General features: G+C 70.6%; 22 protein-coding genes. 6 read left to right on the top strand and 16 right to left on the bottom strand.

Annotation, left to right across the window (positions count from 1 at the left end):
- Positions 1-103: 103 nt before the first annotated feature.
- The 10 genes from ACLVWQ_RS05815 to ACLVWQ_RS05770 all read right to left on the bottom strand — a co-directional run bounded on the left by ACLVWQ_RS05815 (position 104) and on the right by ACLVWQ_RS05770 (position 13,639).
- Positions 104-466: a DUF4387 family protein gene (locus ACLVWQ_RS05815; RefSeq protein WP_414107064.1), complete on the bottom strand. Its 363-nt coding sequence runs from the start codon at positions 464-466 to the stop codon at positions 104-106.
- Positions 459-1,856 (bottom strand): acyclic terpene utilization AtuA family protein, encoded by a 1,398-nt coding sequence (locus ACLVWQ_RS05810; RefSeq protein WP_414107063.1) that lies wholly within the window; start codon positions 1,854-1,856, stop codon positions 459-461. Before ACLVWQ_RS05810 ends, ACLVWQ_RS05815 begins: the two co-directional genes overlap by 8 nt.
- A complete protein-coding gene (locus ACLVWQ_RS05805) occupies positions 1,840-2,955 on the bottom strand; it encodes an ABC transporter ATP-binding protein (protein ID WP_414107062.1) in 1,116 nt (371 codons plus the stop codon). Before ACLVWQ_RS05805 ends, ACLVWQ_RS05810 begins: the two co-directional genes overlap by 17 nt.
- Positions 2,948-4,690 (bottom strand): ABC transporter permease, encoded by a 1,743-nt coding sequence (locus tag ACLVWQ_RS05800; protein ID WP_414107061.1) that lies wholly within the window; start codon positions 4,688-4,690, stop codon positions 2,948-2,950. Before ACLVWQ_RS05800 ends, ACLVWQ_RS05805 begins: the two co-directional genes overlap by 8 nt.
- Positions 4,687-5,805 (bottom strand): ABC transporter substrate-binding protein, encoded by a 1,119-nt coding sequence (locus ACLVWQ_RS05795; protein WP_414107060.1) that lies wholly within the window; start codon positions 5,803-5,805, stop codon positions 4,687-4,689. Before ACLVWQ_RS05795 ends, ACLVWQ_RS05800 begins: the two co-directional genes overlap by 4 nt.
- A gap of 458 nt (positions 5,806-6,263) precedes the next feature.
- On the bottom strand, positions 6,264-8,186 hold the full coding sequence (locus tag ACLVWQ_RS05790; protein ID WP_414107059.1) for an AMP-dependent synthetase/ligase: 1,923 nt from the start codon (positions 8,184-8,186) through the stop codon (positions 6,264-6,266).
- Positions 8,187-8,195: 9 nt separating this feature from the next.
- On the bottom strand, positions 8,196-8,891 hold the full coding sequence (locus ACLVWQ_RS05785; RefSeq protein WP_414107058.1) for a LuxR C-terminal-related transcriptional regulator: 696 nt from the start codon (positions 8,889-8,891) through the stop codon (positions 8,196-8,198).
- A gap of 62 nt (positions 8,892-8,953) precedes the next feature.
- Positions 8,954-10,354 (bottom strand): sensor histidine kinase, encoded by a 1,401-nt coding sequence (locus tag ACLVWQ_RS05780; RefSeq protein ID WP_414107057.1) that lies wholly within the window; start codon positions 10,352-10,354, stop codon positions 8,954-8,956.
- A gap of 26 nt (positions 10,355-10,380) precedes the next feature.
- Positions 10,381-11,103, bottom strand: a complete 723-nt coding sequence (locus ACLVWQ_RS05775; RefSeq protein WP_414107056.1) for a response regulator transcription factor — start codon at positions 11,101-11,103, stop codon at positions 10,381-10,383.
- Between the two features lie 103 nt (positions 11,104-11,206).
- Positions 11,207-13,639 (bottom strand): MMPL family transporter, encoded by a 2,433-nt coding sequence (locus ACLVWQ_RS05770; RefSeq protein WP_414107055.1) that lies wholly within the window; start codon positions 13,637-13,639, stop codon positions 11,207-11,209.
- 236 nt (positions 13,640-13,875) lie between these two features.
- On the opposite strand from ACLVWQ_RS05770, the gene ACLVWQ_RS05765 reads away from it, so the two are divergent.
- Together ACLVWQ_RS05765 and ACLVWQ_RS05760 are read left to right on the top strand one after the other, a co-directional pair.
- Complete coding sequence (locus tag ACLVWQ_RS05765) at positions 13,876-14,595, top strand: GntR family transcriptional regulator (RefSeq protein WP_414107054.1); 720 nt, start codon at positions 13,876-13,878, stop codon at positions 14,593-14,595.
- Between the two features lie 201 nt (positions 14,596-14,796).
- Positions 14,797-16,281 (top strand): DUF6351 family protein, encoded by a 1,485-nt coding sequence (locus ACLVWQ_RS05760; protein WP_414107053.1) that lies wholly within the window; start codon positions 14,797-14,799, stop codon positions 16,279-16,281.
- Positions 16,282-16,308: 27 nt separating this feature from the next.
- Here the strand turns inward: ACLVWQ_RS05760 and ACLVWQ_RS05755 are convergent, their stop codons facing one another.
- Entirely contained in the window at positions 16,309-16,872 is a 564-nt protein-coding gene (locus ACLVWQ_RS05755; RefSeq protein WP_414107052.1) for a YciI family protein, read from the bottom strand.
- Positions 16,873-16,951: 79 nt separating this feature from the next.
- Positions 16,952-17,914, bottom strand: a complete 963-nt coding sequence (locus ACLVWQ_RS05750; protein ID WP_414107051.1) for a zinc-binding dehydrogenase — start codon at positions 17,912-17,914, stop codon at positions 16,952-16,954.
- A 107-nt stretch (positions 17,915-18,021) separates the two neighbouring features.
- Here ACLVWQ_RS05750 and ACLVWQ_RS05745 point away from each other — a divergent pair, with 107 nt between their 5' ends.
- Positions 18,022-18,660 carry a TetR/AcrR family transcriptional regulator gene (locus ACLVWQ_RS05745; protein ID WP_414107050.1) on the top strand — a complete coding sequence of 213 codons (639 nt, stop codon included), beginning with the start codon at positions 18,022-18,024 and terminating at the stop codon, positions 18,658-18,660.
- Between the two features lie 2 nt (positions 18,661-18,662).
- On the opposite strand, the gene ACLVWQ_RS05740 is transcribed toward ACLVWQ_RS05745, so the two are convergent.
- From ACLVWQ_RS05740 to ACLVWQ_RS05730, 3 genes are read right to left on the bottom strand one after another with little or no spacing between them, the layout of a single operon-like run.
- Complete coding sequence (locus tag ACLVWQ_RS05740; protein WP_414107049.1) at positions 18,663-19,076, bottom strand: arsenate reductase ArsC; 414 nt, start codon at positions 19,074-19,076, stop codon at positions 18,663-18,665.
- A 26-nt stretch (positions 19,077-19,102) separates the two neighbouring features.
- A complete protein-coding gene (locus ACLVWQ_RS05735) occupies positions 19,103-19,894 on the bottom strand; it encodes an aquaporin (RefSeq protein WP_414107048.1) in 792 nt (263 codons plus the stop codon).
- A complete protein-coding gene (locus ACLVWQ_RS05730; protein WP_414107047.1) occupies positions 19,891-20,250 on the bottom strand; it encodes an ArsR/SmtB family transcription factor in 360 nt (119 codons plus the stop codon). Before ACLVWQ_RS05730 ends, ACLVWQ_RS05735 begins: the two co-directional genes overlap by 4 nt.
- A 70-nt stretch (positions 20,251-20,320) precedes the next feature.
- Between ACLVWQ_RS05730 and arsM the strand changes: the two genes are divergently transcribed.
- Positions 20,321-21,112, top strand: coding sequence for an arsenite methyltransferase (gene arsM, locus ACLVWQ_RS05725; RefSeq protein ID WP_414107046.1), 792 nt, complete (start codon positions 20,321-20,323; stop codon positions 21,110-21,112).
- A 70-nt stretch (positions 21,113-21,182) separates the two neighbouring features.
- On the opposite strand, the gene ACLVWQ_RS05720 is transcribed toward arsM, so the two are convergent.
- On the bottom strand, positions 21,183-21,995 hold the full coding sequence (locus ACLVWQ_RS05720) for a TauD/TfdA dioxygenase family protein (RefSeq protein WP_414107045.1): 813 nt from the start codon (positions 21,993-21,995) through the stop codon (positions 21,183-21,185).
- Positions 21,996-22,715: 720 nt separating this feature from the next.
- On the opposite strand from ACLVWQ_RS05720, the gene ACLVWQ_RS05715 reads away from it, so the two are divergent.
- Both ACLVWQ_RS05715 and metX read left to right on the top strand, forming a co-directional pair.
- Positions 22,716-24,077, top strand: coding sequence for a bifunctional o-acetylhomoserine/o-acetylserine sulfhydrylase (locus ACLVWQ_RS05715; RefSeq protein ID WP_414107044.1), 1,362 nt, complete (start codon positions 22,716-22,718; stop codon positions 24,075-24,077).
- Positions 24,074-25,222, top strand: coding sequence for a homoserine O-acetyltransferase MetX (gene metX / locus ACLVWQ_RS05710; RefSeq protein WP_414107408.1), 1,149 nt, complete (start codon positions 24,074-24,076; stop codon positions 25,220-25,222). The genes ACLVWQ_RS05715 and metX overlap by 4 nt, the downstream gene beginning before the upstream one ends.
- The last annotated feature ends 155 nt before the right edge of the window (positions 25,223-25,377 follow it).

Here is a 25,377-nt window from a genome sequence, read left to right as displayed (position 1 = left end):
ATGGTGTGGCCGGGTCCGGTGTCCGCGGCGGACGGCACGGGCGTCCGCCGCGGTGACCGCACCGAACCCGTCGGTTCAGCGGAACGAGGCGAGTCCTCCGGGCTCAGTCACGGTTGCCTGTCGCGGCGACGGCGGGCTCGGGCAGCCGCAGGGCCGCGAGAGGGACGTGATGCTGACCGGCGTGTATGTCCCGGTCGCGGAGGCCGGCCTGGGTCACCCGCCGCGGGAAGGAGATCTTCACGACGTTCAGGGCGGGGATGCGGAAGATCTGGACGTGCGCGGCGTCCACGCCGTAGAGGCCGGCGACGACCGCCTCGTCGATGAGGGACTCGTCGGCCGCGATCGCGTATCCGGCGCTGTCCTTCATGAAGGTCTCCAGGGTGACCCAGAAGGGGCCGGCGTTCTTGGAGCGGATCTCGATCGCGTGGTCGCCGAGGGTGGGCGGGCGGTGGGACTGCTCAGACATGGGACACCTCGCGGGAGTGGTGGATACGGAACATGCCGGTGGCCGAGTCGACGTCGACGACGTGGTTGAGGACGAACTCGTAGGCCGCCCCGCGCTCGGTCTCCGCCGGTGAGGTGGCGAAGGCGAAGCTGGGCAGGTACTCCATCTCCGGCAGCGGGAGGTGCAGCATGAGCGGGTTGGCGACCTTGGCGACCGCGGTCGCGGTGGCCTGGGAGGGCGCGTTGACGAGGAGCATGACGCCGACCTCCCGGGGCGGGGTGGCGCCGGCGTCCGGGTCGAGGCCTTCGAGGACGGCGTTGTGGCCGTAGAGGCGGATGTCCAGGCCGTAGTCGTCGTCGGCCAGTTCGAGGGTCTGGCGGACCCGGTCGGTGACGATGACGCGCAGCAGGTCGGCCCAGCGCTCGATGTGGGCGGTGATGTACGGGTCGCGGATGGCGGAGAACGAGACGGTCTCGTAGCCGGTGACCCGGGCGCCCTCCAGCTTGATGGTGTGCTGCTCGGCGAGCTCGAAGCGGGATCCTTCGACACGGACGCGGCGCTCGTCGAGTGCCGTGTAGACGGCGTCGGTGACGTCCAGGGTGCCGGCGGGTTCCCGCATCCGGTACGGGTTGGCCGTCTCGTACAGCATGTGCGCGGCGACCGAGTTGGGCGTGCAGGCGTTGCCCGGGGCGAGGGGCTCGATGACGAAGCCGTCGTGGTCGATCGTGGCGAGGACGCCGCCGGCCCGCGGATCCGTGGTGGCCTGTCCGCCGCATTCGACGATCTTGGAGGCGTGCCAGGTGGGTCCGGCCGGCATACCGAGCATCAGGGGCACCGCGGCGGCCAGCGCGGTGTCGGTGGCGCGTCCTGCGAGGACGACCTGTGCGCCGCCCTGGATGGCCTCGACGATGGGCTCATGGCCCATCATGCCGACGATGTGCGTGCAGCTTTCGAGTGTCTCCGCCTCCAGGGCGCCGTGCGGGGCCAAGGGGTGTACACGTCCGGCGTCGAGCTCCTCCTTGAGGAACGGGGCTTCCTGCTCGCTGTAGATCCGGGCGATCCGCAGGTCCAGGCCCTCCTCGGCCAGGATCCGCTCCGCGATCCCGGCGACCCAGTCGACACCCGAGTCGGTGCCGCTGGTGCCGCAGGAGCCGACGATCAGCGGGATGCCGGCGGAGGCGGCCGCCTTGAGGAGGATGCGCAGATCACGGCCGACCGCGGCCGCGGTGGTCTTCGCCACCCCGGCCCCCAGGTAGTGGGGGCCCGAGTCGGTGGAGCCACCGTCGATCGCGATGACGTCCGGGTTCAGGGTCAGACCACGCTCGATGGTCTCCGGGTCGAAACCGGCGCCGAGCATTCCGGACGGCGCCAGAACGCCGACCTGTGCGACGGCATCAGTGGACGGGGGCATGGGGGTTCTCCTCAGGGGAATCGGCTTCTTCGTGGAAGACTCGGATGTCTTCCGGCGGAAGGCTGACGGTGAGCTCGCCGGCGGTACTCGGGCGCGTGGTCGTCACGATCACCGGGGTGCCGCCGATGCGGAAGGTGTAGCGGTAGTGGTCACCGAGGTAGGCCTGGTTGTCGACCTTGGCCGTCAGGGTGGCGCCCGGCCGCTTCGCCGCACCCCCGCCGCGGTGGATGTCGATGTTCTCGGGCCGGACACAGATCCGTACCGGGCCCAGGCGTCTGTCGGTGTGCGGCACCCTCAGCGGTTCGCCGACGCCCTCGACGCGGAGCACCGCGTGGGTTCCGTCCGCCTCGACGACCGTGGCGGGCAGGATGTTGGCGGTGCCGACGAAGTCGGCGACGAACAGGTCGGCGGGGTGCTCGTAGATCTCCGCGGGGGTGCCTACCTGGCGTACCCTCCCCTGGTCCATGACGGCGACCCGGTCGCTCACCGACAGGGCCTCGTCCTGGTCGTGGGTCACGAAGACGGTGGTGACTCCGACCTGCGACTGGAGTGTCTTGAGCCACTGCCGGGACCGGTCGCGCAGCTTGGCGTCGAGGTTGGAGAAGGGTTCGTCCAGGAGCAGCATGTCGGGCGGGTGGGCGAGCGCCCGGGCCAGCGCGACCCGTTGCTGCTGGCCGCCGGACAGTTCGTGCGGGTAGCGGCCCGCGTGCCGGCCCAGTTCCACGAGTTCGAGGACCTCCTGGACGCGGCTTTCGCGTTGTGCCTTGGGGGTCTTGCGGAGCTTGAGGGGGTAACCCACGTTCTCCGCGACCGACATGTGCGGCCAGATCGCGTAGGACTGGAACACGACACCGCAATTGCGGTTCTCGGGTTCGACGTCGACCCGTCCGTGGTCGAAGACGACACGGTCACCGAACGCGATGCTGCCCGAGTCGGGCTTGTGCAGGCCGGCGATCGACCACAGGGTGGTGGACTTCCCGCAGCCACTGGGACCCAGCAGGGTGAAGATCTCGCCGTCCTGGACGGTCAGTGACACCTCGTGCAGGGCGGTGTGCTGGGTGAACTTCTTGGTGATCGCGTTCAGATGAAGACTAGGCACGAGGACGCACCCCCAACAGGGCGCGGCCCGCGCCCAGAACGACCAAGGTGATGACCATCTGGATGACTCCCAACGCGGCGACGGTCCCGCCGATACTTGTCGCTGCGAGTTGCAGCATGGTGAGGCCGAGCACGGGCGTCTCGTCGGTGACGAGGAACACCGCCGGTTCGGCGTCGTTGAGCATGGCCACGAAGAGCAGCACGAACGAGGCACCCATGGCGGGTGCGACGAGGCGGAGGACGACGGTGCGCATGGCCGTCCACCAGGTGGCACCGGACGTGCGGGCGGCGTTGTCGAGGTCGGCGCCGATGCCGGCCAGCGCCGGATAGAAGGCGCTGTATCCCAGAGCGAGGCTTCTCACCGCGAACGCGATACCGATGCCCCACAGGCTCGCGCGAATGGCACCGGACCGGTCGAGAAGGGCGAAGCTCCAGAAGAACGCCATTCCGGTGATGAGCGCCGGCATCATGCGCGGCCACAGCATGCCCTGCTGGAGGGAGCCGCGGAAACGGAACTGCGAGCGGTGCGCGATCACCGACAGGACGGCGATGACCAGGGTCGTCAGGGCCCCGCCGACAGCCGCGATGAGCAGGCTGTTGATGATGGAGTTGGTGTAGAGCTGGTTCTCGAAGACCGCGGAGAAGTTGCTGAAGGTCAGCACGCTCCAGGGCGAGATGAACGGCGACAGGATGGAGGTGAAGGCCGCCAGGAACACTCCGGCCAGCGGTACGACCACGAACACGACGAGGAAGAACGTGATCGCGGCGGCTATCACCCAGCGCACGGGCCCCAGCCTCAGGACGCGCACACCCGTCGGTTTCCCCGTGGTGGTGGTGAAGCGTGCGGTGTCCCCCACGAGCCGGTTGCGCAGGACGAGGAGCCCGGAGACGGCGACGAGCAGGAACACCGCGCCGGCCGACACCAGACCCTGCTGCGAGTCGTTGACCCAGTGGTCGTAGAGGTACGTGGAGATCAGGCTGATCTTGCTGGAGAACCCCAGGACGAGTGGCAGCCCGAGGACTTCCATCGAGAGGGCGAAGACCAGGAGCGCCGCGTTCGTGATGGCGGGGCGCATCAGGGGCAGGCTCACGGAGAGCAGGCTGCGCAGCGGGCTGGCCCCCGAGGTGCGGGCGGCGTCCTCCAGGGAGGGGTCGATCGCCAGCAGCGTGCCGCGGCACAGCAGGAAGACCGTGGGCGAGGCCACGCTCATGGCGACCATGGCCATGCCGGGAATGCTGTAGAGGTTGACCGGCATGCTCAGGAAGGTGTTGTTCTCCAGCCACGCGGAGGCGAATCCCGCCGGGGTCCACATGGCGGCCCAGCCGATGATGAGGACGAGGCCGGGCAGGGCGATCGGGACGAGCAGCAACGTCGTCAGGACGCGGCGCCCGGGTATGTCGGTGCGGGTGAGGAACACCGCGCAGGCCACACCGATCAGAATCGATCCGACGGTGTTGAGGGCGGCGAACAGTATCGAGTTGACGACCGCGGTCCACCAGCTGTCGTCGGTGAGCAGCGTGTGGAAGTTGTCCCAGGTGAAATGCCCGCCCGACTCGTACAGCGGGGTCGACCACACCGCGGCGGCCACGACCGGGACGACCGATCCGACGATGACCAGCAGCGCGAGCGCCCACAGGACGTAGTGACTCGCGTTCGTCGACAGCCACCGTCGGCGGGACGGTTTCGGTGGTGGAGGGGTGCGGGCCGCCGGCGGCCGCAGTTGGGTGGTGCTCATCGGTCGTAGGCCTTCTTCCAACGATCGACGATCGTCGGCTTGTTCTTGACGATGTCCTTCGGGTAGCCGCCGAGCATCATGTTGTCGGCGCCGACGACCTTTTCGACGGCCGGAAGTCCGTAGGCGCAGTCGACTCCGTCGCGGTACGGAGTGAATCCGCCCTTACAGGCGGCTTCCTGTCCCTCGACCGAGAGCGCGAAGTTCACGAAGAGCTTTCCCGCCTCGGGTGACTTCGCCTTCTTCGTGACGGCGACCGCCCTCGGGAGCAGTGGCGTTCCGTCCGTCAGGTACGTGTAGTTGAGGATCTTCGCCGCTTCCTCGCCCTCGATCAGCGCCCGGACCGAACCCGAGACGAAATACGTGGCCTGGTACTGCCCCTGGGCCAGTTTCTGCATGAGGTTGCCGTTGCCCGATTCGACGCCGGAGTTCGGGCCCAGGGCTTCGATGTTCTTCCATCCCGCGTCGCCGTTCTTGGTGACGTAACTGCTGACGGCACCGAAGGACTGCGGATTGCTTATGTCGGTCGCTCCGACTTTCCCTTTGAGGGACTTGGACAGTTCGGCGAGGGATTTGAGGTCCTTGGGCTGCTTCTCCTTGGGAATGAGCGCGGTGTTGTACACGGCGACGAGCGGGTCCTCCGACATGGCGGCCACACCGGGGGCGAGCTTCGCGTACGCGGGAAGGTGCTCGAGGTTGGGATCCTCGTAGTCGAGGACGTTGCCCTTGTCGACGAAGTTCAGGACCTCGACCGCGTCGGTGGCCATCACGACGTCCGCGGTGCGCACTCCGGTGGCGGTCTCGGTGGCGTAGCGCTGGAAGGTCTGCGCGTCGTTCATGTTCAGCACGCGTGCCTTGATGCCATACTTCGCCTCGAAGGCCTTGGTGAGCGGTGCCATCTGGTCGGCGTCCGCGTTGGTGTAGAGGAGGACCGACCCCTGCTTCTTGGCCTTGGCGATCGTCGCCGCGTCGAGCGGCGTGACGGGCGCCGCCTTGCCGACATCGACCGAGGACGTCGGTGTGGCTGACCCGTTCGGGTCCGTGGAGCCTCCGCACGCGGTCAGCACGACCGCGCAGGCGGCTGCCAGGGCGCAAGCTCTGGAGAGCGAGATCATCATTGATCCTCCACTATTTGCTATAGCACTAGTGCCGTAGGGAAACGGGTCGACTTCTCAGTGGGGTGCGGTGCGGCCGGGTCGGTGTGCCGCACCGAGTGACCTGCCGGGGAGGCGACTGCGTACACGCAGTTCTCAGGCGGGGGTCGATCCCGCCGCTCATCGGGGGTCCATGCAGGTGAGAGGCGTGGCGAGGGTCCCTCTAGCGCCTCGCCGCCGGCCTCGGGGCGGGGCTGCCGTGCCGGTCGCCCTCGGTCGGTGGCATCGCCGGGCGTCCACGCCTGGTGGTGGTGTTCGTGGCGGGAGCGCGGCTCACGCTTGGTTCCCGGGTGCCACAGGTGACGAGTGCTGCATCCGTCCCCTAGGAAATATGGTATTTGCTACAGCAGGATTGTCAACCAGTTGCGCCGGGCCAAAACGCGGGATCGGACGGAGGTCGCGGGCGAGGAACGGGCCGTCGGCTACGTCTCGCGCGTCCCCTCGTACATCTCGTCGAGCAGCCGCCGGTGCGCGTGCTCGACGACCGGCCGCTTCAGCTTCAGACTCGGGGTGATCTCGCCCCGCTCGACGTCGAGGTCGCGCGGCAGCAGGCGGAACTTCCTGATGCTCTGCCAGCGCTGGAGGCCCTCGTTGAGCACCGCGACATGGGCCTCGACGAGGGCGACCGTCTCGGGCGCGGCGACCACGTCGGCGTACGACCTGCCGGCCAGGCCGTTCTCCGCGGCCCAGGCCAGGACGGCCGGCTCGTCGAGGGCGATGAGCGCGGTGCAGAAGTTCCGCCCGGCGCCGTGCACGAGGATGTTGGAGACGTACGGGCAGACCGCCTTGAACCGGCCCTCTATCTCCGTCGGCGCGATGTACTTGCCGCCCGACGTCTTGAACATGTCCTTCTTGCGGTCGGTGATGCGCAGGTATCCGTCCGGGGACAGTTCGCCGATGTCACCGGTGTGGAACCAGCCGTCGGGCTCCAGGACCTCGGCGGTCTTCTCCGGCAGCCCGTGGTAGCCCTCCATGGTGCCGGGACCGCGCAGCAGGATCTCGCCGTCGTCCGCGATGCGCACCTCCGTGCCGGGCAGCGGCCGGCCGACCGTGCCGGTGCGGGACGCCTGAGGGGGGTTCACGAAGGAGGCCCCGGAGGACTCGGTCAGCCCGTACCCCTCCATCATCGGGATGCCGGCGCCGGCGAAGAAGTAGCCGATCTCGGGCGCGAGGGCCGCGCTGCCGGAGACGCAGACGCGCAGCCTGCCGCCGAACGCCGCACGGATCCTGGAGTACACGAGCGCGTCGGCGGCCCTGTGCTCGGCGGCCAGGCGGAAGGGCGCGCTCGCGGTGCCCCGGCGCCTGAGGTTGTCCTGGGTGACTCTGGCGTACTCGCGCGCCACACCGGCGGCCCACTGGAAGATCTTGTACTTGGCTCCGCCGTCCGCTCGGGCCTTCGCCGCGATGCCGTTGTAGACCTTCTCGAAGATCCGCGGCACGGCGGCCAGGTACGTGGGCCGCACGACCGGCAGATTCTCGATGATCCGGTCCGCCCGGCCGTCCACCGCCGTGACGTGCCCGACCTCTATGTGGCCGGACGTGAGCACCTTGCCGAAGACGTGCGCGAGCGGCAGCCACAGGTACAGCACGTCGCTGGTGACGATGGGGGTCGCGGCGACCGCCTTCGCCATGTACGACCAGTTGTCGTGCCGGAGGCGCACACCCTTGGGGCGGCCCGTGGTCCCGGAGGTGTAGATGAGGGTGGCGAGTCGGTCCTCGGTGATCGCCCCGACCTTGTCCTCGATCAGGCCGGGGTCCCGCTCCAGACACGCGGCACCCAGCCGCTCCAGTTCGGCGAGGGAGAGGATCCAGTCCTCGGTGAGGTCCACACCCTGCGGGTCGATGACGACGAAATGGGTGAGTTCCGGCAGCTCGGCGCGCTTCGCCACGGCCTTGGCGAGCTGCGCGGCGTCCTCCGCGATCAGGACGCGGCTCCCGGAGTCGTAGAGGATGTACGCGGATTCGTCGGCGTCGGTCGACGGGTAGACGGTCGTGGTGGCCGCGCCGGCGCACATGATGCCCAGGTCGACGAGGATCCACTCGACGCGCGTGGCGGAGGCGAGCGCGACGCGCTGCTCCGGCCGCACGCCCAGCTCGACCAGGCCGGCCGCGATGGTGCGGACGCGCTCGGCGGCCTGCGCCCAGGTCAGCGACCTCCACTCGTCCGGGCCCTCGCCGGACGCGGGCGGGACGGGGTAGCGGTAGGCCTCCGCGTCCGGCGTGGCCGCGACGCGCTCAAGGAACAGGGCCGGCACGGACGGCGGGCGGTCGTCGATCGGGCTCCGTGTGCGGCTCTGTGGCCGGCGCGGTGTGTGACTCCGCGTCTGGTGCTGTGTCTCGTTCATGACTTCCTCTCAGGACGCTTCGGGCAACTGGTCGAAGAAGGGACTGACAAGGGGACTCACGGGTGTCCCGCCCGGCACCACGACGCCGCTCTCGTAGGCGAAGGCGATGAGGTGGCCGCGCTGGCGGACCCCGAGCTTGGTGAACATGTTCGCGATGTGGGTCTTCACGGTGAGGGGGCTGATGCCGAGGGCGTGTGCGATGGCCGAGTTCTCGTGGCCGCTCGCCAGCAGGGCGAGGATCTCGCGCTCCCGTCCGGACAGCGTCGGGGCCGTGTCGGGGCTCGCTCCGCGCCGTTGGTGTGCCATGACGGAGGGCGCGGTCCCCAGGACGACGACGAGCCCTCCGCGGAGCACCGTCTCCATGGCCGAGACGAGCTGCACGGCGGTGATGTCGGCGGCGAGGACTCCCGTGGCGCCCGCTCTCAGGCACGCGTCGGACTCCTGGGCGTCCAGGACGCCGAAGACGACGGTGCGGGCGGCGGCGGAGGCGGCTCCGACGACCTCCGTGAACTCACGGAGGTCCGGACCCTGGATCGTACGGTCGAGCAGGATCACGTCGGGTCCCACGTCGGCCTCCAGCAGCTCCCGCAAGCGGGTGCCGTCGGCGGCCTGTGCGACGACGGACAGGGCCTGGCTTCCGCCGATGACCTCGGCCATCGCCGCGCGGACGAGCGTCGGGCCGCCGGCAAGGATCACCGAGTACATGAATGGCCTCTCTTCCTGGGATTCGCGTCGCCTCGCGGGCCGGGTCGGTCCCGGCCGGGGAGTCAGCTGCCGCGCGGTGCGTGCGGGAGCCGGATGGTGACCGCGGTACCGACTCCCACCTCCGACTGCACCTGCACCTGACCGTGGTGCGCGTGCACGATGGCCTCCACGATGGCCAGGCCGAGGCCCGAACCGCCGTACGCGCGGCTGCGGCTGGCCTCCGCGCGCCAGAAGCGTTCAAAGACTCGGGGCAGGTCCTGCGGGGAGATGCCGGGGCCGTCGTCCACGACGCGCAGGTGTACGCCCTCGTGGTCCCGGGTCATCTCGACCCGTACGGCGGTCTGGGCCGGGGTGTGCTGGACGGCGTTGCCGACGAGGTTGCGCAGGACCTGTTGCAGCCGGGCGGCGTCGCCGACGACGGGGGCGAAGGGTGCGGGCGCCATGGTGATGCTGCGCCGGGGGTAGATGATCTGGGCGTCCTCGACGACGCTCGCGGCCAGCCCGGTGAGGTCCACGTCCTGCTGCTCGACGGGACGGCCGGCGTCCAGGCGGGCCAGCAGGGCGAGGTCCTCGACGAGCAGGCGCATCCGTCCCACCTCGTTCTCGATGTGTTCGAGTGCCGTTTCCAGGCCCGGCCCCGAGACTCCGCCCTGACGGTGCAGGTCGAGCCAGCCGGAGATGGTGGAGAGCGGGGTGCGCAGCTCGTGGGACGTGTCGGCCGCCAGCGAGCGCACGGTCGCCTCCGCGCGGGCCTGGGCGTCGAAGGCCCGGTTGACGGCTTCGGCGAGCTGTCCCGCCTCACTGCCGTTCCGGGTGGTCGGCAGTCGTTCCGTGAGGTGGCCCTCGGCGATGGCGTCGGCGGTACGGGCCATCCGGGCCAGGGGCCGCAGGCCGAGCCGCAGGACGACGACGGCGAGTCCCAGCAGGAGCAGCAGCGCGCCTCCGACCAGGGCGAGTTGACGCCTGATGAGCGCGCCGACGGTGGAGTCGTCGACGGAGGTGTCGATGGTGAGGACGAGGGCGGCCGGTTCGATGTCGCCCTGGTCGGATCCGCGGTCGACGACGAGCCCGGGGCTGGGAATGCGGATGACCGCGAGGCCGTGCTGGTCGTTGTGCCCGTCGTAGTCGACGATGGTGCCGGCCGGCACGGTCGTGCTGAGTTCCGTGACCGGACCGGCCGCCGAGGAGGCGGAACCGGTGCTCAGCAGGATCTTGTTGTCCGCGTCCACGGCGACAAGGCCCATCGGCGGCCTGAGGAGGGTGCCGAGCTGGTCGGCGTCGGCGGTCTGCGGCCCGCGCGCGATGACCTCGGTGAAGCCGTCGGCGCTGGTCCGGAGGGTTTTCTCGTAGCGTCTGTCCAGGAAGTCCTCCAGGAGGAAGGCGCTGATCACGGAGCTGGCCGTCAGACCGAACACGAGCAGGACGGCCAGGCCGGCGAGCAGCCGCAGCCGGACGCTGGACAAGGACCAGGTACGGGGCCGGCGGAGCCTCACTTGTGGGCCTGCTCTCGGAGGGTGTACCCGACGCCCCGGACGGTGTGCAGCAGGGGTGTGTCGCCGTGGTCGATCTTGCGACGGAGGTTGGAGATGAACCGCTCGACGACGACGGTGTCCCCGCCGAAGTCGTACTGCCAGACGGCTTCGAGGATCTGGGCGCGGGAGAGGACCTGGCCCTGATGGCTCAGCAGGTAGTGCAGCAGGCGGTATTCGGTGGGTGAGAGTTCGAGCAGCCGGCCCGCCCGGCGGACCTCGTGGCGGGGATCGTCCATGGTGAGGTCCGCGCAGTTCAGCGGTGTCTCCTCGGTGGCGGGAGCGGCTCCGCTGCGGGCGCGCCGCAGGAGGGCCTGGAGGCGGGCGCCGACCTCGACGACGCTGAAGGGTTTGGTGACGTAGTCGTCGCCGCCCAGGCGCAGTCCGCGGACCCGGTCCTCGATCGCGTCACGTGCGGTGAGGAAGAGGACCGGTACGTCGATGCCTCGGTCGCGCAGCAGTTGGAGGATCTCGAAGCCGTCGGCGCCGGGGAGCATGACGTCGAGGACGATGACGTCCGGGGACCGGCGGGCGACCTGTTCGAGGGCTTCGGTCAGGTCGCCCGCCACGTCCACCTCGAATCCGGCGAATCCGAGGGCCGAGATCAGCAGGCGTCTGATACCGGGATCGTCATCGATGACAAGCACGCGGTCAGTGGTTCCCGGTGCGTCGATGGCGTTCATACGTGCTCCTTGTACGGGCGGGACGGTCTGCCCGACGTCCACCGCCTCCACCTGCGCGGCGAATGCGGGGTATGTCCCGGTATCAGCTGGGTAGTTCATTGCATCACAGGCTCACTGGAGCGGACTGCTCGCTGGGGACCTGAGGGGCCGCGTCGGGTGCGTGGAGGTTCTCGCCCTCGACGTCGAGGTGCGGCAGGAGGCGGTCCAGACGCCGGGGCAGCCACCAGGCCCGGTCACCGAGGAGAGCCAGCACCGCCGGCACGAGTGTCATACGGACCAGGAAGGCGTCCACCATGACTCCGAAGGCCAGGGCGAAAGCGATCGGCATGATATCCGCGTCGTGCGAGAACAGGAAGCTGATGAATACCGAGATCATGATGAGGGCGGCGGAGGTGACCACCCGGGCGGCGTTGCGGGCTCCGGTGAGGATGGCGGCGCGGGCGTTGCGGTGGTGGACGTAGTCCTCTCGCATGGCCGAGACGAGGAACACCTCGTAGTCCATGGCGAGTCCGAAGAGTACGGCCATGACGATGATGGGCATGAAGCTGGCCACCGGGCCCGTGCTCGCCACCCCCAGCAGACCGGCGAGCCAGCCCCACTGGAAGACCGCGACCGTGGCTCCGAAGGCGGCGCCGACGGACAGCAGGAACCCGACGGTGGCCTTGACGGGGATGGCGACGGACCGGAACGCGATCATCAGGAGCAGGACGGAGAGGCCGACCACGACGATCGCGAAGGGCACCAGGGCGCCGCTGAGCTTGTCGGAGACATCGATGCTGACGGCGGTCAGGCCGGTGACGGCGACATAGCTGCCGCTCGACTCGGCGAGGGGGCGCATCTCGGTGCGCAGGTGGGAGACCAGGCCGCTGGTCTCCGCGGTCCGCGGTCCGGTGTCGGGGATGATCTGGACGCGTGCGGCCGCCTTGTCCTCGGCCATGTCGACGCCGCTGATGTCGGCGATGCCCTCGACGTCACGCAGCTTGTCCTCGACGGCGGCCGCTGTCGACGCGACGGCGGCCGGGTCGTCGTCCTCGACGAGGATGACGAGGGGGCCGTTCGCGCCGGGCCCGAAGGCGTCACCGACCATGTCGTAGGCCTGGCGACTCGACGTGGTGGTGGGGCTGTTGCCTTCGTCGGTGACGGCGAGCTTGAGCTGGAGAGCCGGCAGCGCCAGGGCGACGAGGGCCACGCTTCCGACGATCAGCGTCCTCACCGGCCGACGCAGCACGCCCTCGACCCAGCGCTCCCCCATGGGTACCTGACTGCCGGACGCCACCCTGCGGCTCCCGCCGGCCTTGGCTCCGGGGACGGCCTTGCGGACGACTCGCCCGATCAAGGACCCGATCAGCCCGGCCAAGGAGAACAGCGCACCCAGCACCCGCACCGGAAGACGCAGCACACCGGGGATCCGGCGCCCACCCGAACGCGTACGTCCGTGCGCGCGCCTCTGTCCGTACCCGGACTGGGACCGAGGCTGGGGCTGGGGCTGGGACTGGGACTGGGGCTGAAACCGGGACTGGGGCTCGGACTTGGGGGTGAGCCTGCCACCGACCAGTCCCAGCAGCGCGGGCAGCAGGCCCAGCGCCAGGACGACGGCGACGGCGACGGCTCCCGCGGAGGCGAGGCCCATGGACGTCAGCATCGGGACACCCGCCACCGACAGACCGGCGAGCGCGATGACCACGGTGGCTCCGGCGAAGACGACGGCACTGCCCGCGGTCGCGTTGGCCTTGGCTATGGACTCCCTGACGGGCATACCCGCGGCGAGCTGGGCCCGGTGACGCGAGACGATGAACAGCGCGTAGTCGATGCCGACGGCGAGCCCCAGCATGATCGCCAGGGTGGGCGCGCTGTCGGTCACCCCGAGCACCGTGGCCGCGCCCATCATGGCCGCCATGGTGCCGACGACACCGAGGATCGCGGTGAGCAGCGGCAGTCCGGCGGCGAGCAGTGAACCGAACGTGATCACGAGAATGACCAGGGCCACACCCAGACCGACCATCTCGGGGGGACCGAAGGGTGAGGTCGACGGGGCGTAGGCGTCACCGCCGTACACGGTCCTGAGACCCGCCTGCTCGGCCGCGCTCCCCGCGGCCTTCACCGCGTCGAGGGTGCCGGCCGGTACGTCGTCGTCCTTCTTGGTGGTGAAAGTGACCTGCGCGACCGCGGTGCGTCCGTCCTCGGAGACGGTGTCGTCCTTCGCCGGGTCGCTGACCTCGCTCACCCCGCGCACATCCCCCGTCGCCCTCAGGGTGGACGCCAGCGACTTCCGCAGCTCGGTGTCGGTGATCTTGCGGCCGGGCGGGGCCTGGAACACGATGTCCGCGGACTGGACGTCCGGGGAGGGGAAGTGGCGGTCCATCTTGGTCAGCGCGGTCTGCGCCGGTGACCCGGGGATGGAGCCGCTGTCCTCGAAGGAGCCGGCGAACGAGAAGCCGAGGCCGATCACCGCGCCGAGCGCCAGGAGCCATCCGACCAACATCGTTCGCCACCGTCGAGCGCCGAACGCGCCCAGCCGGTACAAGAGCGTTGCCATGTCTGCGTCCCTCATTGGTAGTTGGTTGAGGTCCTGATGCTGCTCGGCGGACTTGACGGCAGCCCCACGGTGAACCTGAGGGTTTCTTGACGGTCGCGCCGTGAGTTCCTCAAGCACCGCCGGACGGGCCGGGACGGGACGCGCGCTGCGACGACGGGGACGACGGCGGGTGCGACGACCGTGAGCCGAGTGTGCCACCGGTTGACATTCATGCTGTAGCAAATACCATGTCCTGCATGGCTTTGCTCCCTCAGCTCTCGACCCCGGTCACCCTCGGCGACCAGGCGTACGCCGCCATTCGCGAGGCCATCGTCACCGGAGCCCTGAAGCGCGGCGAGAAGGTCACCGAGCGGGGTCTGGCGGAGTCCCTCAGCATCAGCGCGACGCCGGTCCGTGAGGCCCTCAGGCGCCTTGAGCAGGATCGGCTGGTGGAGCGGACGGGGCCCAGGTCGGTCCGTATCGCGCAGTTCGGCAAGGACGAGCTGCGCGAGTTCACCATGATGGAGGACACGCTGCGGGCGCTCGCCGCCCGGCTCGCCGCGGAGAAGTCGACGGCGGCCCAGCGGCGCGAGATGTCCGACTGCCTGGACCAGGCGGACGCGTTGCGCGGCCGGCTGCGCGGGGAGACCTCCGGGTCCGACGCCGAGCGGGACCTCGTCCTGGAGATCCAGGACCTCATGCGGCACTTCCACGCACTCGTGGACGAGGCCAGTGGCAACGCGACCCTGGTCCAGATGGTCCGTACCGTCAACGCCTTCGGTTCGCAGGAGCGGCGCGACTTCGTCCTGTCCGAGGTGCGCGGCGAGCGCTCGAAGGTGGTCGACGAGCGGTACAAGCAGCACCGGGTCATCTACGAGGCCATCGCCGCCGGCAACGGAGAGCGGGCCGAAGAGCTGATGCGCGCCCACAGCCACACGTCGAACGTCTCGCGGATCGCGACGCGCTTCCCGGGCTGACCCGGCGGCACTCCCCCGGGCCGACGCAATCACGTCCGGGCGGTCACATCCGGGCGGTCACGTCCGACGCGAACTCCCTTCAGCAGCCTCGCACTTCGCAACCCCCTCCGGGCGGAAGTCTCCCTCACTGAGCTATTGACTGCATGCTATAGCAACCACTAGACACGGTGGTCGGCTCTCAGCACCTGAAGGAGCAGTTCCTTGACCACACCCAGCACACCCCGCACACCCACGCGCCGTTCCCGGCGGCGGCCGGCCCGCCGACGCCGTCCGGCCGCCGCGCTCACGGCCGTGCTCGCCGCGCTGCTCCTGGGCACGCTCGGCAACGCGTCCGCCACCGGAGCGTCCATCACCGGTGCGGACGTCACGCGGCCCACGGTGGCCGACTGTCCCTCCGGCCTGGCCGGCAAGGCCACCTGTTACACGGGGCAGGACGCCTACGGCGCCTACTACACGATGGCGGTGCCGAAGCGCTGGAACGGCTCTCTCGTCGTGCACGCCCACGGCGGACCCGACTTCTCCTACGACTCCTCCAGCCCGACGGAGGACCTGGAGCGCTGGGAGGTGATGGTCGACGAGGGCTACGCCTGGGCCGCCTCCTCGTACCGGCGCGGCGGCTACGGGGTCAGGATGGCCGCCGCAGACACCGAGAACGTACGCCGTCTGTTCGCCGACCGCTTCGGCCGGCCCGACCGGACCTACCTCCACGGCCAGTCCTTCGGTGGCGACGTCGCGGCCAAGGTCGCCGAGACCTACGGCAGGAAGGCCGGCGCGTACGACGGAGTGCTGCTGACCAACGGCCTGCTGGGCGGCGGCTCGCGCGGGTACGACCACCGCGTGGACCTGCGCGTGGTCTACCAGTACTACTGCCGGAACCTCCCTCGCCCGACGGAGCCGCAGTACCCGCTGTGGCAGGGGCTGCCCGCGGACTCCACCCTGACGCCCGCTCAGGTCCAGGACCGCCTCCAGGAGTGCACGGGGATCGACTCCGAGCCCGGCGGCCGGACGGCGGCCCAGCAGCGCAAGCTCGACGACATCCTCGCCGTCACCCGCATTCCGGAGCGGTCACTGACGACGAACCTGCAGTACGCGACGTTCCTGTTCCAGGACATCGTGTCCAAGCGGCTCGACGGCCGTAACCCGTTCGGCAACCGCGGTGTCCACTACGACGGTTCGCACGACGACAAGGCGCTCAACGCCGGTGTGGCCCGCTTCCGGGCCGACCCGTCCGCAAGCCGTGACCTGTCCTACGACAGCGATCTCACCGGCCGGGTCTCCCTGCCGGTCCTCACCCTCCACGCGATCGACGACCCTCAGGTCGTCGTCGGACACGAGGCGGCCTACCGGGCCACCCTGCGCGGCGCCGGACAGGACGGTCATCTCGTCCAGACCTTCACCCGCGAGTCCGAGCACAGCGAACTGAGCACCGCCGAGTACGCCAACTCCCTCTCCTCCCTGGACACCTGGGTACGCACCGGCCGCAAGCCGACCCCACGTTCGATCGCACGGTCCTGCCCCGCGTTCGACAGCGCCTACGGCACCGGCTGCTTCTACGAACCGCGGTTCCGCCCCGCCCCGTACGCCACCCAGATCCGGCCCCGTCCCGGCGGCCTGCGCTGGCCCGCGATGACCGCGGCGCAGGAGCGGGCGTGGAGCCGGATCGACGGAGTGGGTATCGCGCCCTGAGAACCAGGGGTCGGCCCAGCCCCCGGGTCAGGACGAACGCCCGCCGAACTGCCAGGTGTGCACCTCGACGTCGGCGTACCGGTCCGGGGTCAGGACGGCGCGTGCCGTCTCCGGGTCCGGGGCTCGGAGCAAGACCGCCGTGCCCAGCCAGGTGGTGCCGTCGTCGGACAGCAGCGGTCCGTACGCGATCAGCTCGTCCCGGTCGGGCGGCACCACGAGGTCGGCTTCCTGCCCCTCGCCGAGGCCGGAACCCAGGCCGATGACCAGGTACCGGTCGCCGTCGGTCGGGCCGCCGGGGAAGTCCCACATGGTCCGGCCCAGCAGGTTGCGCCAGCGCCGCAGCAGCACGTCCCGGTAGACACCGGCCTGGTGATTCGGCTCGTCGAAGGCGAACGCGCGGGCGGCGGCCGGACCGGGCAGGTCGACGATGTGCACGCTGCCGGTCGGTGTGTCACCGTCGGCGGCGAGGGTCGGACCCCGGGCGATCATCTCGCGCGCGTACCAGTCCATGTAGGACCAGTGGTCCTCCAGCAACTCCTCACGCAGCGCTACGGATCCGGGCCGGTCACGGTGGTAACAGAAGAACTCCATGGCCGAAGGATCTCTTCCAGGGGGTCACCGGGTCGACCCGGTTTCGCCGGCTGCGAGCGGTCCCGGTGCCGCGGCTCGGCTACGGGGTCAGCACGATCCGGCCGAAGACCTCACCCGCGTCCATCTTGCGGTGCGCGAGCGCGGCCCGGTTCAGCGGCAGCACCTCGTGCACCACCGCTTCGAGCGCACCGCGGCTCGCGGCGGTGAACTGCTCGCCGCGCACAGCACTTCGGTCGGCCGCTGAGACGGTGGCCGTGCTGAAGGTGGCGAAGGACATCGACTTCTGGAACGCGGCCATCATCCTCATGCCGAAGTCCGCCGGCGGCTGCCCCCCGACCGCGCCCACGGCGACCATGCGGCCGTTGGGCCCCAGCCTGTCGAAGAACGACGGCAGGTCGTCGCCGGCGACGATGTCGACGATGACGTCGTACGCCGTGGGCGCGTCCGGCCCGCCCTTGCCGGTGCGGTCCAGCACATGGGTCGCGCCCAGCCGGCGCAGTCGCTCGCCGCGGTCGGCGGACGACGTGGTCACCGCCACCGCGGCGGCACCGCCCCGGGCCGCCAGTTGGACGGTCATGATGCCGATGCTGCCGGCCGCGCCACGGACCAGGACCGACTCTCCGGCGGTGAAGTGGGCGTGCGCGAGCCCGAAGTGGGCCACGACTCCGGAGCTGCCGAGCGTGACGGCGTCGACGGCGGACAGACCGGCGGGCAGGGGAAGGATCTCCTCTGCGCGGGCGACGGCCTCTTCGACATAACCGCCGCCCGTGCCGGTGAAGCCCCACACCTGTCGGCCGAGCCACGAGGGGTCGACGCCCTCGCCGACCGCCGTGACGGTCCCCGCGACCTCGCTGCCGGGCACATGCCCCGCCTTGAAGCCGTAGGCGGCCAGAGCACCGCTGCGGATCAAGGTGTCGGCACCGCTGACGCCCACCGCCTCCGTGGCGATCAGGACCTCTCCGGCCGCAGGTGCGGGGGCCGGCAGGTCGACGACCGCCAGCCCCTCGGGACCTCCGTACGTCTGGATCACGATGGCCTTCATTGTCGTCTCCACCCTCTCGGATCGATCGCGCCCGGTCTCGCCGAGCTGCCGCGTCATGGACAGGGACGCTAACGGACGCCTGCGTCCACTTAGGTAAAGTGAGAGCGGTGACCGACGATTTGCCTCACCCTCACAGCCTGCGTTCCGACGCACGGGACAACCGCGGGCGCATCCTCGACGCGGCCCGGGTGCTGTTCGCCGCCGACGGCCTCGACGTGCCGATGCGCGAGGTCGCCCGACGTGCCGGAGTCGGACCCGCCACCTTGTACCGCCGCTTCCCGACCAAGCAGGACCTGGTCACCGCGGCCTTCGCGGACCAGATGAGCGCGTGCCGCGCCATCGTCGACGAGGGCTGTGCCGACCCCGATCCCTGGCACGGCTTCTGCCTGGTGATCGAGAAGGTCTGTGAGCTGCACGCACGCGACCGGGGCTTCACCGAAGCCTTCATGGCGAGCTTCCCGGGGGCGACGGACATCGCCTCGGGCCGTGCGTACACCGTGAGAGCGGTCGCCGCGCTGGCCCAGCGGGCCAAGGAGTCCGGACGGCTGCGTCCCGACTTCGTGCTGGACGACCTCATCCTCATGCTCATGGCCAACAAGGGGATCCACACCACGTCGACGGCCACCCAGGTCACCGCCTCCCGGCGCTTCGCGGGGTATGTGATCCAGGCGTTCGAAGCCCGGCCGCCGCACGCTCCGCTGCCTCCGGCGGCACGGCTTGCCTTCGCGGCCGCCGCGGGCGTCTGACGTCAGTCGGGCAGCAGGTCGGCGATCAGCTCCCGGACGCGTCGCCCGATCGCGTCACGGATCGGCCGGACGGCCGCCACACCCTGTCCGGCGGGGTCGTCGAGCCGCCAGTCGAGATAGGTCCTGCCGGGGAAGACGGGGCACGCGTCGCCGCATCCCATGGTGATCACCACGTCGGAGGCCCGTACCGCCTCGGCGGTGAGGACCTTCGGGGTCTCGGCGGCGATGTCGACACCGACCTCGGCCATCGCCTCGACCACCGCCGGGTTCACGTGGTCGGCGGGCGCCGATCCGGCGGAGCGGACCTCGACCCGGTCGCCCGCCAGGTGGGTGAGGAAGGCCGCGGCCATCTGGGAGCGGCCCGCGTTGTGGACACAGACGAACAGTACGGACGGGCGTGGGGCGGTGACGCTCATGGCAGGAGTCCTCGGGCGAAAGGCGGTCAGGAGACGGCGGGTTCGGGCTCGCCGTGCGGGGCGACGTCCGCCCCGGCTGGGGCGGGCTGCTCGGCAGACAGGTCGGCAGGCAGGTCGGCAGGCAGGTCGGCGAGGGGGCCGGCGGAGGGGCCGTACACCGTCGCGACGAGGGCCAGCCCGAGGGCCGCGCCGACCAGTTGGGCCGCGACGAACGGAAGGACGGAGGTGGGGGCGATCCCGGCGAAGGTGTCGGTGAACGCCCGCCCGACGGTCACCGCCGGGTTCGCGAACGAGGTGGACGAGGTGAACCAGTACGCGGCACCGATGTAGGCGGCCACCGCTGCCGGTGCCAGGGCGGCGCGGCCGACGCGCTCCAGACCGAGGACGAGGAGGACCAGGCCGGCCGTGGCGACGACCTCGCCCAGCCAGAGGTGCCCGGCGAACCGCTCGTGCGTGGAGAACCGTACGAGGGGCCGGCCGAACATGGCGTCGGCCAGCACCGCGCCGCCGATCGCCCCGGCCACCTGGGCGGGAACGTACGTGGCCACGTCGCGCGGGGACGGCCCGGTCCCGGTGCGGCGGCCCGTGAACCAGGCCGCCAGGGTGACGGCCGGGTTGAGGTGCGCGCCGGACACCGGCCCGAGCAGTGTGATCAGCACGGCCAGGCCGAAGACGGTGGCGAGGGAGTTGGCCAGCAGTTGCACGCCGCCGTCCCGCGACAGCTCGGCCGCCTGGATCCCGGAGCCGACGACGACCGCGACGAGCAGCCCGGTCCCGACCGCCTCAGCGGCGACGCGGCGGCCGAGGGAGGCGTTCACGCGGGCGCCGTGGCGGTGGTCCGCGGGGTGGCCTGCGGAGTGGTCCGCGCGGTGGCCAGGAATCCGGCGAGCCGGTCCAGGGCCTCGGGAAGCGCCCAGTAGTACACCCATGTCCCGCGGCGCTCGCAGTCGATCAGCCCGGCCTGGCGCAGCAGCTTGAGGTGGTGGGAGATCGTGGGCTGGGACAGGTCGAACGCGGGGGTCATCTCGCAGACGCAGACCTCGCCGCCCACCCGGGAGGCGATCATCGACAGCAGCTTCAGCCGGACCGGGTCGCCCAGGGCCTTGAACACCTTGGCCAGTTCCCCCGCGCGCTCGTCGCCCAGCGGCGCGGACGCCGGCTCTTGTTTCGACATTCCTCTATATTGACGCCTCTCGATTCAGGGCGCAAGGTTGTATCAACGAACTTCGATACAGGAGCCAGTCATGAGCGAGCAGTCCCCCGACCTGCGCGAAATCGTCCGCCGCCGGTACGCCGCCACGGCCTTGTCGGTCACCGACGGCGGTGCCGACGGCGGCACCGCATGTTGCGGTGCCCAGCCGGTCGAGGTCGACGAGAACTTCGGAGCCACCCTCTACGGAGCCGACGAGCGCGACACCCTGCCCGTGGAAGCGGTGGCCGCCTCCCTCGGCTGCGGCAACCCCACCGCGGTCGCCGGACTCCACGAGGGAGAACGCGTCCTCGACCTCGGCTCCGGCGGCGGCATCGACGTCCTGCTCTCGGCGCGCCGCGTCGGCCCCACGGGCAAGGTCTACGGGCTCGACATGACCGACGAGATGCTTCAACTCGCCCTGGCCAACGCCGAGAAGGCGGGTGCGTCCAACGTCGAGTTCCTCAAGGGCACGATCGAGGCCGTCCCCCTCCCGGCCGGCACCATCGACGTCGTGATCTCCAACTGCGTGATCAACCTGTCCGTCGACAAGCCCGCCGTCTTCGCCGAGACCTTCCGGGTCCTCAGGCCCGGTGGCCGCGTCGGCGTCTCGGACGTCGTCGCCGACGACACCCTCACTCCGCGCCAGCGCGCCGAACGCGGCGACCACGTCGGCTGTATCGCCGGCGCGCTGTCCTTCGCCGAGTACCGGGACGGGCTGCGAGCCGCGGGGTTCACCGACATCGAGATCACCCCGACCCACTCGGTCGCCGACGGCATGCACTCCGCCGTCGTCCGCGCCGCCAAGCCCGCCACCGGCCCGGCTGCCGACGGCCGGACGACGTGAGGTGCCTTGCGCTCGCTCCCCCTTGCCGCGATGAGCGCAAAGCACCTCACTGGTCCGGTGACCGGTCCGGTCAGGCCTCGGGCTGCCGCACCGGCTCCACTCCGATCACCTTGCGGTAGGCGCGGGCGCCGTCGCCGTAGTCGTCCACGGCGTAGTGCCAGGTCGCCCGGTTGTCCCAGAGCACGAAATCGCCCGGGTTCCAGCCGAACCGGATCGTGTAGTCCGGCGACGACGCGTGCCGCAGCAGATGGTCGAGCAGGATCTTCCCCTCCGGCGCGGTGACGCCGGTCAGGCCGATCACCGAGGTGCTGATGAACAGCCCCTTCCGGCCCGTCTCGGGGTGTTCGAGGACCACCGGATGCTCGACGGTCTCCGCGACCGCGGTCCGCCTGCTGCCCTGCGCGTAGTTCTCCGCGTTGCCGTCGTAGAGGGCGCCGACCGAGTCGAGCAGCACCTTGAACGGCTCCGACAGGTCGTCGTACGCCGCCTGGAGATCGGCCCAGAGCGTGTGCCCGCCCAGCTCGGGGACCACCTCGTAGGTCAGCGACTCGATCGCGAAGACCGGCCGGCGCCACAGACCGCCGATGTGCCAGGTGCTGGCCTTGCCCGTCTTCTGGACGTTGTACGGGTAGACCAGCGGCTCGGCCGGGTCCTTCACGGCGGTCGGGTGGTCGAAGGGTTCCGCGAAGACCCGTACGGCCCGCACGTGCTGATGGGGCGTCAGGTGCTGGTCGCGGAAGACCAGCACCTTGTGGTCCCGGAACGCCCGGCGCAGTTCCTCGGCGGTGCGGTCGTCGATGCCGGCCTTCAGATCGACGCCGGTCACCTCCGCACCGAACCGCGGTCCCACCCGTCGGATCTCATAGCTCGCGACAGTGCTCATGGCTCTCCCTCTGTGGGCTGTCGTACGGGGATGGAGTCGACGTCAGACGTATCGACACGCGGACGCGCCGAGGCGCGCCAGATCCACGTACAACCTGCGGTACAGCAGCACTGGGATGCTCACTCCACCATGTCTACCAGGGAAGCCCGGGACGGATCGTTGCAAGCGCATGAACCTTCCGAGGCCACGGCACGGCCCTGAGCGGGTCAGAAACCCAGCGTCTCGCGGTCGCCCGCGGCGGCCCGTACGGAGGTGAAGTCCCGTGAGCCGTCGATCCCTTCGGCGATCCCGGCCAGGCGCGGCTGGTCGCTCATGCGTGCGGTGTCGTGCGTGCGGTGACGGACATCTGATGCGGTGTCCGCGCCCCGACCCACGAAGGGGTGATCCGGCCACATCGTGCTGGTGCGCTGTCGTCATCTGTGGTTACCTGGGGTTATGACCGTGCTCGTGACCCGCCGCCGCGTTGACCACGTGCGTGTCACCACCGCGTGTTGTCCCGCCGTGAGCTGACACCGCGCTCAGGCAGCTGACCTCCTCTTCACCACCGCACCGCCCCCAGGCAGCTGCTTCCGGTCCCTCACCGCACCGCCCCTCTCCTCCGGCCTGCCCTGTTCGGGTCCGGACGGCAGCCGCGCGGTCTCTTCAGGCACCCCTTCAGGTGCCCCGCACATCCACGTTCCAGCGCCCCCGCACATCCGCACGCCCCGCACAAGGAGAACCATGAGCCAGCCGATCGACGCCGTCACCGCCGGCCACACCCCCGAGGACGAACCAGCCGGACCCGACACCTCGGCCTGGTCGTTCGAGACCAAGCAGGTCCACGCCGGCGCCACGCCGGACCCGACGACCGGAGCGCGGGCGGTGCCGATCTACCAGACCACCTCGTTCGTCTTCCGTGACACCCAGCACGCCGCCGACCTGTTCTCGCTCGCCGAACCGGGCAACATCTACACCCGGATCCACAACCCGACGCAGGACGTCTTCGAGCAGCGGATCGCCGCGCTCGAGGGCGGGGTCGCCGCGGTGGCCCTGGCCTCCGGGCAGGCGGCCGAGACCCTCGCCATCCTGACGCTGGCGAGGGCGGGCGACCACGTCGTCTCCAGCACGTCCCTGTACGGCGGCACGTACAACCTGTTCCGCCACACGCTGCCCAAGTTCGGCATCGAGGTGTCCTTCGTCGACGAACCGGACGACCTCGAGGCCTGGCGGGCGGCGATCCGGCCCGGCACGAAGGCCCTGTTCGCCGAGACACTCGGCAACCCGCGCGGCAACGTGCTCGACGTACGAGCGGTGGCCGATGTCGCGCACGAGGCGGGGGTCCCGCTGATCGTGGACAACACCGTGCCGACCCCGTACCTGCTGCGGCCCATCGAGCACGGCGCCGACATCGTCGTGCACTCCGCGACCAAGTTCCTCGGCGGCCACGGCACCACCATCGCCGGGGTCGTCGTGGACGGCGGCACCTTCGACTTCGGCGCGCACGCCGAGCGCTTCCCCGACTTCACCGAACCGGACCCCAGTTACCACGGTCTGCGGTACTGGCCGGCGCTCGGCCCTGGCGCCTTCGCGGTCAAGCTCCGTGTCCAGTTGCTCCGCGACCTCGGCCCCGCCCTCTCCCCGCACTCGGCCTTCCTGCTGCTGCAGGGCGTGGAGACACTCAGCCTGCGCATCGAACGGCACTCCGCCAACGCCCAGGCACTGGCCGAATGGCTGGAGCAGCGCGACGAGGTCGCCGTCGTCCACTACCCGGGCCTGGAGTCCAACCAGTGGTACGAGGCGGGGCAGCGCTATCTGCCGCGCGGCGCCGGCGCCGTCCTGGCCTTCGAACTGCGGGACGGTGTCGAGGCCGGCAAGCGGTTCGTCGACGCCGTCGAGCTGTTCAGCCATCTCGCCAACATCGGAGACGTACGCAGTCTCATCATCCATCCGGCGTCCACCACCCACAGCCAGCTGGACGAGACCCAGTTGACGGCCACCGGCACCTCGCCCGGCCTGGTGCGTCTGTCGGTCGGCATCGAGAGTCTCGCCGATCTCAAGGCGGACCTGGAGGCAGGCTTCCGCGCGGCGAAGGGCGCGTCCTGAACACCGTTCCGACGACCTCCGCGGTCCCCCTCCCGCCGCCGGCCTCCGGGGCCTGGCGGGAGGGGGACCCTCCGGGGCGCCGCCAGTGGTACACGCGGGAGAAGCCGCTGCCGTTGGAGGCCGGAGGTGAACTCCCCGGTGTGCGGCTCGCGTTCGAGACCTGGGGGCGGCTCTCAGCGGACGCCTCCAACGCCGTGCTGGTGCTCCACGCGCTCACCGGCGACAGCCATGTAGCCGGGCCCGCCGGACCCGGTCACCCCACTTCCGGCTGGTGGGACGGGCTCGTCGGGCCGGGCCTCGCCCTGGACACGGACCGCTGGTTCGTCGTCGCCCCCAATGTGCTGGGCGGCTGCCAGGGCAGCACCGGGCCGTCCTCGCCCCGCCCCGACGGACGGCGCTGGGGTGGCGCCTTCCCCGCCCTCACCCAGCGCGACCAGGTCGCGGCGGAGGCCGAGCTGGCCGACGCGCTCGGCATCGGCCGCTGGGCCCTGGTGGTCGGCGGTTCCATGGGCGGGATGCGTGCCGCCGAGTGGGCCGTCTCCCGACCGGAGCGCACCGGCGCGCTCCTCCTCCTCGCCACCGCAGCGGCGGCCGGTGCGGAACAGATCGCCTGGGCCGCCCTCCAGCTCCACGCCATCCGCGGCGACCCGCACTGGCTCGGCGGCGACTACCACGACACGGGCCGGGCCCCGGACGCGGGACTCGGGCTGGCCCGGCGCCTCGCCCATGTCACCTACCGCAGTGAGCCGGAACTGCAGGCACGCTTCGGTCGCACGCCCCAGGGCGCGGAGGACCCCTGGAACGGCGGCCGCTACCAGGTCGAGTCCTACCTCGACCACCATGCCGCCAAGCTGGTGCGCCGGTTCGACGCGGGCAGTTACGTCGTCCTGGCCGAGGCCATGAACACGCATGACATCGGGCGCGGCCGAGGAGGCACCCGTGCCGCCCTGCGCCGTGTGACCGCCAGGACGCTGGTCGCCGGGGTGCGTTCGGACCGGCTGTATCCACTCACCCAGCAGGCGGAGCTGGCCGCCGGGATCGGCACGGCTGATCACCTCCGGGTGATCGAGTCCCCGCACGGCCACGACGGCTTCCTCATCGAGGTGGAGCAGGTCGGCGCGCTCGTACGCGAACTGGTCGGCTAGCGACGGCCGTTCGGCTGCGCCGATGCGGCCGCTCCCCCGGCGGACGCCGGTGGCCGCCGGTGACTTGCCTCTGACGTGCGCGTCAGGGGTTAGCGTCCGCACGCCGAAGACGGCCGACACGAACCGGCTGTCCCAGCCCGCGCTCGCCCTCGAAC

It is taken from the genome of Streptomyces sp. CWNU-52B, from assembly GCF_047444975.1.
Classification (GTDB): Bacteria; Actinomycetota; Actinomycetes; order Streptomycetales; family Streptomycetaceae; genus Streptomyces.
The sequence above is the reverse complement of the archived record's forward strand: the minus strand, read 5'-3'. Positions and strand labels throughout refer to the sequence as shown.

Excerpts from the sequence above, each read along its gene's own strand:
- ACLVWQ_RS05815 (WP_414107064.1), bottom strand. The coding sequence starts at position 466 with ATGTCTGAGCAGTCCCACCGCCCGCCCACCCTCGGCGACCACGCGATC.
- ACLVWQ_RS05810 (WP_414107063.1), bottom strand. The coding sequence starts at position 1,856 with ATGCCCCCGTCCACTGATGCCGTCGCACAGGTCGGCGTTCTGGCGCCG.
- ACLVWQ_RS05800 (WP_414107061.1), bottom strand. The coding sequence starts at position 4,690 with ATGAGCACCACCCAACTGCGGCCGCCGGCGGCCCGCACCCCTCCACCA.
- ACLVWQ_RS05795 (WP_414107060.1), bottom strand. The coding sequence starts at position 5,805 with ATGATGATCTCGCTCTCCAGAGCTTGCGCCCTGGCAGCCGCCTGCGCG.
- ACLVWQ_RS05790 (WP_414107059.1), bottom strand. The coding sequence starts at position 8,186 with ATGAACGAGACACAGCACCAGACGCGGAGTCACACACCGCGCCGGCCA.
- ACLVWQ_RS05785 (WP_414107058.1), bottom strand. The coding sequence starts at position 8,891 with ATGTACTCGGTGATCCTTGCCGGCGGCCCGACGCTCGTCCGCGCGGCG.
- ACLVWQ_RS05775 (WP_414107056.1), bottom strand. The coding sequence starts at position 11,103 with ATGAACGCCATCGACGCACCGGGAACCACTGACCGCGTGCTTGTCATC.
- ACLVWQ_RS05770 (WP_414107055.1), bottom strand. The coding sequence starts at position 13,639 with ATGGCAACGCTCTTGTACCGGCTGGGCGCGTTCGGCGCTCGACGGTGG.
- ACLVWQ_RS05765 (WP_414107054.1), top strand. The coding sequence starts at position 13,876 with ATGGCTTTGCTCCCTCAGCTCTCGACCCCGGTCACCCTCGGCGACCAG.
- ACLVWQ_RS05755 (WP_414107052.1), bottom strand. The coding sequence starts at position 16,872 with ATGGAGTTCTTCTGTTACCACCGTGACCGGCCCGGATCCGTAGCGCTG.
- ACLVWQ_RS05750 (WP_414107051.1), bottom strand. The coding sequence starts at position 17,914 with ATGAAGGCCATCGTGATCCAGACGTACGGAGGTCCCGAGGGGCTGGCG.
- ACLVWQ_RS05740 (WP_414107049.1), bottom strand. The coding sequence starts at position 19,076 with ATGAGCGTCACCGCCCCACGCCCGTCCGTACTGTTCGTCTGTGTCCAC.
- ACLVWQ_RS05730 (WP_414107047.1), bottom strand. The coding sequence starts at position 20,250 with ATGTCGAAACAAGAGCCGGCGTCCGCGCCGCTGGGCGACGAGCGCGCG.
- arsM (WP_414107046.1), top strand. The coding sequence starts at position 20,321 with ATGAGCGAGCAGTCCCCCGACCTGCGCGAAATCGTCCGCCGCCGGTAC.
- ACLVWQ_RS05720 (WP_414107045.1), bottom strand. The coding sequence starts at position 21,995 with ATGAGCACTGTCGCGAGCTATGAGATCCGACGGGTGGGACCGCGGTTC.
- ACLVWQ_RS05715 (WP_414107044.1), top strand. The coding sequence starts at position 22,716 with ATGAGCCAGCCGATCGACGCCGTCACCGCCGGCCACACCCCCGAGGAC.